Source organism: Methylolobus aquaticus, assembly GCF_054172105.1.
Map to the genome: position 1 here is coordinate 1 of NZ_JBSYXP010000033.1, position 8,946 is coordinate 8,946.

General features: G+C 52.7%; 4 protein-coding genes. 2 read left to right on the forward strand and 2 right to left on the reverse strand.

Going from position 1 to position 8,946, the window contains the following annotated elements; all coding sequences use genetic code 11:
* Positions 1 to 326 precede the first annotated feature (326 nt).
* Entirely contained in the window at positions 327 to 1,343 is a 1,017-nt protein-coding gene (locus tag ACW73L_RS21895) for an IS110 family transposase (protein WP_498924668.1), read from the reverse strand.
* Between the two features lie 572 nt (positions 1,344 to 1,915).
* On the opposite strand from ACW73L_RS21895, the gene ACW73L_RS21900 reads away from it, so the two are divergent.
* Positions 1,916 to 2,995, forward strand: coding sequence for a hypothetical protein (locus ACW73L_RS21900; protein ID WP_498924669.1), 1,080 nt, complete (start codon positions 1,916 to 1,918; stop codon positions 2,993 to 2,995).
* 10 nt (positions 2,996 to 3,005) lie between these two features.
* Positions 3,006 to 5,552: a hypothetical protein gene (locus ACW73L_RS21905; protein ID WP_498924670.1), complete on the forward strand. Its 2,547-nt coding sequence runs from the start codon at positions 3,006 to 3,008 to the stop codon at positions 5,550 to 5,552.
* 458 nt (positions 5,553 to 6,010) lie between these two features.
* Here ACW73L_RS21905 and ACW73L_RS21910 read toward each other — a convergent pair whose 3' ends face one another.
* Complete coding sequence (locus ACW73L_RS21910) at positions 6,011 to 8,116, reverse strand: phosphatidylinositol-specific phospholipase C domain-containing protein (RefSeq protein WP_498924671.1); 2,106 nt, start codon at positions 8,114 to 8,116, stop codon at positions 6,011 to 6,013.
* Positions 8,117 to 8,946 lie beyond the last annotated feature (830 nt).

The following is an 8,946-nucleotide window of genomic DNA, read 5'->3' on the forward strand; positions in this document are numbered from 1 at the left end:
ATACCGTATTTTACCCCGTCCAGAACGCCGGAGCCCCCGCCACACAACGCCTTCGGAGTTTTTCACCAGCCTGCTAACGCTAAAGATTTGTTGCGAACGTCACACTAGCGACACGAGAACCTTCCGGATCCCCAACGATTACCGCCCAACTCGGACCATCAACACGGATTCAGTTCCGAAAGGGCCAATGTCAAGAAGTGTCCCTAGGTTCGAGGAAATAAACTTCGGGCTGCGCCAAATCATCTCAATTACGGTAAGGGGCGCGTGACGACGGCGCCGGGTTCGGGCCGCGAACCGTTGTCGCAGCGTGGACACAGTCTTGAGCGTCAGTTCGCAAGCACGTAATGGGGATCAAACGGCTTACCGGATTGGATGACGCCGAAAGCTATGTGAAGCCGTTTGCGTATGGCGGCGCAGGCGACGGCCTTGCCGGATTTACCGTTGGCTTTGAGTCGCTCGCAGAAGGCGCGGACGATCGGATTATATTTCCAAGCGACCAAGGCCAGCATGAACAGGATCTTGCGCAGGAGGGCATCACCGACCTTCGAGAGGCGGGTGTGTATCGCGTTACCGGACTGATAGGGGTTGCGTGCCAGGCCCACGCAGGCGACCACCTGCTTGGCGCTGTGGAAGCCATAATGCGGGATGAATAACACGAGTAGATGAGCGATGGTGGCTTCGCCGAGACCGGGGATGGTGTTGAGCAGGTCGCGTCGTCCGCGAACTTCGGGATCGTCGTCGATCTTCTGGCGAATCGTGGCCCGGAGCGTAGTGAGCTCTTGTTCAAGGTGGCGATGAGCGCCCGGATCGAGGCCTGGGTGGCGGCCGGGGCGGCGTCCAGGCGATTGCGCTCCATCTGCCGCACCTCGAGCAGCTGTTCGATGCGGCGCAGCAGGGCTTGAAGTTCGCGGATCGTGGGTGGCGGTGGATTCCAGCAGGGCTGGTTGACGCTCCTGGGCAGAGCGTGCGATCAGTGTGGCATCGGCGGGGTCAGTCTTGGCGCGGCACAATTCGCTCTTGGCGAAGGCTCTGATTTGCCAGGAATTGACCACGCTACCCCAGAGACCCTGGTCCGCGAGGAATTCGGCGAGCGGCACGCTGTAGGCGCCGGTCGCCTCCAAGGTGACGCGGATCGGCGCCGGCCCGAAGCTAGTCAGCCAAGCCACGAGGGCGGCAAAGCCTTCGGGCGTGTTATCAAAGACCTTGTGACGGTACTTGCCATCCTGCAAGCCGGCAGCATCGAACTTCTTCTTGGCGATGTCGACGCCGACGGAAACGAATGCGGAACTGCTAATAGGGAACCCTTGCTGAAGTCGAGACGGAGAAGCAACGATCAGGACCACACGCCCAGTTCAACCTGATGGTCATACCGGCTCATCCCCAGAGGCGGCGGAGGCCTACGCATTCCGTACGGACTGTGCAGGCCAGTGCGGGCGGCGGAGAGTTCCATCCACGTTTGAGGCTCAGAGCCTCAGGGCGGACACGACTTCCCCGCCCCCCCTCCCGGTGATCAGCCGGGGATTCTCTCCCGTGCGAGGAACCGAATCGAGATATAAGGGCGGATAACTGAAGGCCACGCGCCAAATTCAACGCAGTATTAACCGCTGCGACCCGAAACACTGCAACGAAACCAGCCAAGTTTCACAATTCTCCGAACTCATACAGCGAATTCCATGAACGGCTCAGTTCCGACTTAGGTTCTTGCCTTAATTTGTCTAAGCTACTGCCTGATTGGCATATTCCAATGCCTCGGTTAACCTCTTTTTCTCATGCAGTCAACCGTGTTCCGTAACGGTCAACGCGAAGCAGCGACCTGACCGGAGTTCAGCAATGGCAGTGCCAACAGGGTAATAGCGATTCGCTCATAGCTCGTACTGTCCCTTTAGTATTCGCATCCTCTCCGTGGTGATGACAAATGAATCAGGGCGATGTCCGATATTCCATTTCTTTTACATTTATAAGGTTTCTGGCTCTAGTCCTCTCGGCATCCCCGGCGACGAACGCGGCTGCTGAATCGACGCAGGTTCCCGTTATAGACAAGATACCGGTGACGTATCCGGAAGCCTGCACCGGTAGCCATCATCAACAAACCGGCCTCTGCCTTCTGAGCAGCCTTAAGCCAGAGATGGGCAGCCAGTGGCTTATTCGTACCAAGGATAAGTCAATCCTGGGGCTCGTCGACGAAGGCATTACTCCAAATATCTTCAAGCCTCTAGCGCCCGGGGATTACGTTCTATATTCGCAGGATGGATTCGACCGCGGCGGATTTGAACTGTCGTTTGCTATCACCCCTGGACTTGTAACGACCATAAGGACCGCGGCTTACAGGGCAACAGGCGAAGGCTTTGCGATCCGTCATTTCAATCCCTCCACCCGCAACAAAGGGGCGGACTGTAAATCGCGCAGTCTAAGTACAAAACTCAATGATGTACTCCCGGGTAACTATCTGGTGTATAAGCCGGACCCAAATAGCGCGACCTCACCTTGTCCGATCGGAGGTGTCGCATCGAATATCCAGGCCGGTGAAGCACACGAGATTCGTTCCCGCACGCATGTCAATCAAAAGATTCCCAAGTCCAAGAGATATCGTCACCCTGACAAGATCAGCTCGCTCACTTCGATCAGTCAGTTTCGTGACCATATCAATGAAGTCGCACTAATCCCGAAGTGGCTCTCATACAATGGCGTGACGAATCCCTTCCCGAAAAAATACGCGGCGCTCATTCTGTCGGGAATGGGTACGCGCACTTACGTCATTCCGCTCACGTTAAAGAAGAGACGAGTCAATTGTGGCCGATCACTGGCGAAAGGAGGACTCTCCGCTCAGCCAGTTTTGACAGATTGCTTGTTTCATGGGAATACGCTTACGGCTTTCAGAGTCCGCGCTGGGGGAAGCTATGTCACCTTCAATAACCGCCATGGAGCGAGCGCAATCGAAGGCAATAACATTAATAACTCCATCGCCGTACAGGGCCTATCCGTGGCGATAGAATGAGGTAAATGACGTGAATTACAAGCCATATTTCATTGTGATCGTGCTTTGTGGCTCCACCGCCCTTCGTGCCGCGCCGCCTTCTCCGATCGGAGTTGTAATGGCCCCGGCAAATCCCTCAATGCCGGCATTTGCTCAAGGCCAGGGGGTTTTGTCGTACTACTTCTATAATCTAACTAACCAAAATTGCACCCTAACCGCAAGCGGTGCTGGCGCGAACGCTGCAGCTTACTCGTCATCGGCTAAAAACAATGGTTGGCTGAATTCAGGTGAATATAATGCGCCGGCGTTTTTCAACCCTGATGGCATCCCTTATGTCGTAAAAAATAATCAAAGCAACTATTATTATTCAGGCAAAGGAACAAGCGATTATTTTACAAGTAGTTACATTTTCTTTGATTGGCCTTATTCGCCTATTGCGTCCCCTATACCAGGCCAGCAGGCACTTGCTGGTGGTGGGAGCCCTGTTTCAGCGACACTACTGAGTTCCGCTTTCAATAACTGGACATGGAATACACCCGGAATGGGTGATAGTTGGTACCTTTCGTGTACCTCGCCCGCTGGGATTAACGCAGATATAGCGATAGCCAGCTTTGCCACCTCTCAGAACGCCTTGCAGAGCGGAAATACAGGATACTACTCCTATTCCGACGGGACTTACTGGATTTCAGCAAATTATTGGTATCCGGCCTATCCAGGGTGGTTCGCTAACTCTGATATTAATCCGGTTGCCGAGGGTAACCCAAGTCAGCCAGATCAGCCTTGCTATGGCGGTGTTTCACCGGCTCTATATAGTTGTAGCAATAGTTATTTCTGCCTTAACAATCAGACCTCCTACACAAATCCGGATCCAGCCTCTCTATCATGGCCAACGAACCCTAATCCATGCGGGGCCGGGTTTACAGCTCAAAGTGCGCAAACAGGGAGTATGATTTTTAACTGGAACCCTTCAAGCAGCGTTTACGGTGGCCTTTGGTCGGGCATTAATTACAACAACTACAGCCAAATATCGCCCTATCCGGCGATTCTGACCGTGAATATGCCGACGTTACCGATCAATTTGGCGACCTATGTCCAACCGAACAATGATAACCCTGCGCAACTCGACCCGGCGGTTTCGTGGACGCCGGTCATGGGCGGGCACTTTACCTACGCTATCGGCGATCCGTTCATTATTAGCAGTTTTGCCGCGAAAATACTTGCCTGCTTGGCAACAGTATCATCGCCACTTACAAATGCCAGTGATCTGGCAAGCATGTCGTACGAATTAATTAATGGATCAAATAACCAAAACCCAATTTTTATTTTGAATTCAACCGCATCCAATTATGTTCAATGGCTTTTGGGTTCACAGTCTAGCCCGCAGAATTACCCGGGTGCGGCGCAATTGGCGGCAAAGGCGTACTCTCAAGCGTTCATAGCTGCGAACAGTAATCCGACTACCACGAAGGAAAGTGTATGGGGTAAGATTTTTCAGGCTGCCGCTGATGCGGCCGTCCATGCTTTGGTCAGTGCAATCCAATCGGTGCCGGAGGGCAAAGTAGCGACCGCGCTTGTTCAGGGGGCTACCTCAGTAACCGGCGCGCTTATCAGTAATTTGAACGCGACGATTGCAAGCGCCTACACGACTACTACGAACCCCACATTACCGCTAACAGCGACCGCTCCGGCTGTAGTGAATCAGACGTATTCAGCGAGTAATCTGCTCGGAATATTCCTGACCAACGTCGCGGTTCAAGCCGAAATCAACACGCTCATGATTAAAGAAGGGTATACGGCATTTGACACAGACGTGCCCCCTCTTCTGTCGAACTATACGGCCTACATTAGCGGTGATTGCAATAGTGGAGCCGGATCACAGGCGATAAATACTTTAAGCGTTATTGGGAACATTTTGCAGGGCACGTGCACGGGCACGATAAATCCGCCTAATGCAGAGGCGCAGAACCCGCCTTCCTATACAAATGTCTGCCAGGGAAACGATTGTCAGATCAACCCGCCAGCGAGTAACGCGCTAAGTATTTGGACGGCAATTCTGACGGGATCGGATATCATAGTAGACGGCAACGGCTGGTTGCAGCTGGGGGATTCGGCGGACGGAAATGCGCCCTTTGAGCCGCCAACACAGCTTTATAGCCCCACGGTGCCCGGCACGTTCCCAAGCGACGCGACCAATCCAAGCGTTAACACCACCTTCAATGCGAACACCTTCACGCTGACCGCACAATCTGTGGAATGGAATGCGACGTCTGATTGTACGTACCCAGCATCATCGGTGACTGGGATGAGCACTACCACATGCGAATACTCACTCCCGACCGCGCCTACGCTTAACTACATGAATTGTGTCAATGACCAGAACGCGACGGGTGGGATTATCGTCACTTTCCCAACAGTGAGCGGGACCTCGCTTGCGGCAACGGAAGTCGCGCTGGCATGCGCCTGTATCCCAACGTATATAGATGGCGTTGCTACATCGGGTTTAGTCACCGGCGCCAGCTCAAGCAATGCGACGATGACCTGTCAACAGGCAGCCACCCTTGCTGCGGCGTCACGATGATCAATTGCCGTTGAGCATGACGGTGCAAATAAAGCCGAGTGAAGTGGGATCGCCCGGCGTGCCGGGTGGCCAACTTCACATGTCCAGCCCGTGTTTTGCGCTCTACTTTTATCGATCGCGAATCGATTTTTGGCTACTGGGCCGCACTCTCGGCAATTTTCCTCAACTCAGATTCAAATCGCCCTCGAATCGCCGAGAATCGCGAAAAGTTGAGATCGAGTGACCGATGAAGGACCAAGAGTTGTCTCAACTTGTGACACTTTTCCGGTCGGCAGCGAGCCCGAGGTGGGCATCATGACCCCTCGCGATTCAACCGCTGCTCCAGCTCACTGACCCTGCGCGCCCGAAACCATATACCGGAAAGTCTATACGACAGGTACTCTCGCACCCGAGCAGGAAGGAAGAGGAGGAGGTAGCGAAAGATCACATCCCCCTCCCTTCTCAACTAGCAGCCGAGATCACTCTTGGTTACTACCTCGTACGCGCCATGTCTTCAATCGGTTGCCACTCACCGCTGACTCAGAGGTACGCGCTACGCCCTTGTAAGACAGGGTTCCCTCCCAGTGCAGCCAATCGAGGTCCACTTCAAATTTCCGCGTTCCGGATATATTGCCTCTCTTACCTCTTGGGCTAAATATGTTCTTGTTGTTATCGGCTGGGTTCTCAGCTTTTATAAAGACATCCAAATTCTTATCGTCCCATTTGAACGTCGCTTTCTCACCCGCCTTTGAGACAACAACTCGCCCTCCCTTCACATCATGAAATCTTCCCTTCGGGTCATTCTTAAACCTAGTCTCATAATTGTAACCCGCCATTCTGAATTCAAATTTTGATGCTGACGACAGGAGCTTGGCTAGGTTAACTCCCGCCTCGCCGAAGCCGATCCTAACATGAGTGCGGTAATCATCCGCGCTATTGAACCCAGCCCCGATCACCTTAGCAGCCATGAGTGTCGGGCTGTATTTTTCCTCCGACTCTTGATGCTCTGAGTAAAACGATACAGCGACTCGACTTTCTTTCGGAGAACTGAGGGCGCCATTTGCACCTATCACCATTGAAAATATATTTGGCGTTAACTGATCATAAATTCCCGCAAAATCCACCATCGTTGTACCATATCGCGCTGGTTGTCGGCCAAACGCGTAGGCTAGGCCAAAGGTCTGTTCCGCCAGTAGGTTAATTGGCTTTGCCACATCATTGTAAAGATAGGCCGGTATGAACGGGCTTTTACCATTTGTGGCCGAAAGATAGTTAATAATCCAATCATCAGCATATGCTGGATTTGAGTTGGCATCACTGATCAGGCTTGTTGCGGCATTAACCTTCGTCTGCCAGTTAGATTGGTTGCACACCAGGGTCGGATACAACACTGCATAGGCAGAATCTATACAGCCGAGCCAGTAAAGGTCTTGTATTCTGAAACTAACATTCCGAGAAGAGTTAAACGTGCCGTTATCCTGCCAATCGACGGAGATTCCCACTCCGGTTGCCCCGTCGCGATCTACAATGACGATCTTTCCTCGTACATCCCCGATCGTTGGCATGTAGTCCTGCAGCCAGAACCTCTGCCAATCCGGGCTGTTAGCGCTCAGCGCCTGAAGAAAGCGTGCCGTAATGTCGGAACTACCGTGCTCATGTTTAATCAACATTACCACGGTTTCTTTAGGGTTCATTGCCAGGAAATCAGTCGCTTGCCTCAACACCGAGTCAAAGGAAAGCGTTGTTTGGTCGGACCCGTGCCACACATAGAGCGAATTGTCATTTTTGTTCGGGCTATCTCCAAGCCTAATATCGAGCACTCTTGCTCCGGCATTCAGTTGTGAAATAATCGATATATATTGCGTCATAGACCCGTTTACTGCCGGCTGTGTTTCAGGAATAGCATAAGTACCTGAATCGTGGGTACCTGGCATCGACACGCTAGACAGCGGCACCGAATCAACCGTTACGTGCTGCTCCATCCAATTATTTGCGATAGGCTGTGGAGAAACAATAAAAGTGCGATCATCTGATCCCAGAGTAATTTTATATCGACCATCTTTTGTTACCATAGTTTTTGTAACAGCGAAGCCGGTAAGGTCTGGTCCACCAATCCACCAATTATTCTGACTCAACGAGTTGTGTCCCTGTCCGAGCAGGATGTCGTAAGTCTTTCCGCTGATCGTGAGTCCACCGCGGATGCAGAAATTTAAATCGCCTGGGGTATTGTCCATGGCCGCGCCTATGACTTCGTCGGCGATGGCACCATCATATAAATTTGAATTGAAGTAGTTTGCGACGTCTGCGGAGCCTTTTCGCCCAATCGTCACCTGTATATGCAAGGCCGGCGCCATATTTGCCGGATCATTCATATTTGCTATGAACGCCCATTGCTGGATACCCTGATAGGTGTCCATCTGGGTCGCCACAATATTCGTCAAAGCAAATGATGGATTTGCTGCCCAGTTCCCCTGGAAAATGAAATAAACATCGTTATCTCGTGCCGTATCTCCATAAGACGGCCCAAGATAAAGACATGATAGCGATAGCGCAATCATTATAATGAGATTCTTTAAAGTCTTCATGACGCATCTCCAATATATATACATACAAAGACCTTGAAATCGAGTTTACGACGTCGTCGATGCAGAACCGTGCAATCGATCTGTATGACGTGCAAAGTCGGCGAAAAATGGCATTGGAATGAAAAGCCCGCCGCTGTGGCGGAGCCTGTTTTTGTGGAAAGCTGAGCGTAAGGACTGCCAGTCGTGCAAAAGAGCAGTGCGCCTGGCAGCGCCGTCATGATGTTGCTGGAACCTTGCGTGAAGAAGAGGAACGGTCAGGCGGGAGGTCGCACGAGCAATGCGGGTACTCGTGGCTGACGTACCCTTTGCGGTAGCCGCCTGATCGGAGGAGCGAATCCGCTCACCCCTAGCAGTACGACACCGAAGCACTCGGACCCGACCTAGTGTCTCGAGAAGGGGACTCCGTATCGGATACAGTGCGTATTCTGATTCCTGCAACATGCAGCATCCGTCCATCTGCTTTGTGCTGTCATGGCAAGCTTAGTAAGCCCACTTACAAATTGCCGGTTGCCGTTCTGATCGGGATACCAAGAAGACCGTGGAAGGAGAAGATCCACTTTGCCTCCCTGGCATGGAGCTTTTGGTCGGTTGTCTCGGGAGTCATGTCTCAACTTGTGACACTGCTGACGGTTTGTTCCGAAACCGATGCCGGCGTCATGAACCCTCGCGGTTCAACCGCTGCTCCAGCTCACTGACCCTGCGCGCGAGCGTTTCGAGGGTCAAGCCTGCCGCTCTTGTCGCTGCCTCCGGCTTGGTCCCAATGCCTTGAATTTAGTGGCTACTCGCACTGTCGCCCGGGTCTTGGGTTGACGCGGTGGAGGGGCGGGGCG

Bases quoted from the DNA above. Each gene is read 5' to 3' on its own strand.
- ACW73L_RS21910 (WP_498924671.1), bottom strand. From the start codon at position 8,116: ATGAAGACTTTAAAGAATCTCATTATAATGATTGCGCTATCGCTATCA.
- ACW73L_RS21900 (WP_498924669.1), top strand. From the start codon at position 1,916: ATGAATCAGGGCGATGTCCGATATTCCATTTCTTTTACATTTATAAGG.